At 58.9% G+C, this 584-nt stretch carries 2 protein-coding genes; both read left to right on the top strand.

Translation table 11 applies throughout. From position 1 onward, the window contains the following. The first annotated feature begins 95 nt into the window (after positions 1–95). Positions 96–353 carry a hypothetical protein gene (locus AWB78_RS43035; RefSeq protein WP_062613378.1) on the top strand — a complete coding sequence of 86 codons (258 nt, stop codon included), beginning with the start codon at positions 96–98 and terminating at the stop codon, positions 351–353. Positions 354–390: 37 nt separating this feature from the next. Beyond that, positions 391–584, top strand: a 194-nt coding sequence (locus AWB78_RS43030; protein ID WP_062613376.1) for a hypothetical protein, incomplete at its 3' end; no start/stop codon positions are given.

Raw genomic sequence — 584 nt, 5'->3', positions numbered from 1 at the left:
GTTCTTCCAGCTCCGCTTGGCACGCCCCTCGCATATGTAGCTGCGAGCGCAACGATTGGTGCTCATCCAACCAACCAAGTCTTAGGAGCTACATCATGCTGAAGATCGACAACCTCACCGTTAGCAAAGAACTCGACCGCGCTGAAATGGGCGCCATCGTCGGCGGCTCGAGCATCTTCCAGAACAACGGCATCAACTCCAACTACAACGCCGGCTTCGCCTTCGCCAGCCCGCAAACCAACGTCGCGCCCGTCACGCAAGTGGATGCCTCGCAGCACCTCGACGTCGACGTGAAGAACATCACCAAGTCGCTCACGTCGGTCGGCAGCCTGCTCGACGGCGTCAAGCTCTGATCCTTTAATCATCCACTCAAGCCATCAGGAGACCATCATGTTGAAGATCGACAACCTCACCGTCAGCAAAGAACTCGGCCGCGCTGAAATGGGCGCCATCGTCGGCGGCGCGAGCATCTTCCAGAACAACGGCATCAACTCCAACTTCAACGGCGGCTTCTCGTTCGCCAGCCCGCAGACCAACATCGCGCCCGTGACTCAGGTCGATGCCTCCACGCACACCGACGTCGA

Source organism: Caballeronia calidae, from assembly GCF_900044055.2.
Classification (GTDB): Bacteria; Pseudomonadota; Gammaproteobacteria; order Burkholderiales; family Burkholderiaceae; genus Caballeronia; species Caballeronia calidae.
Note: the sequence above shows the minus strand (reverse complement) of the source record. Positions and strands in the feature narration are given on the sequence as shown.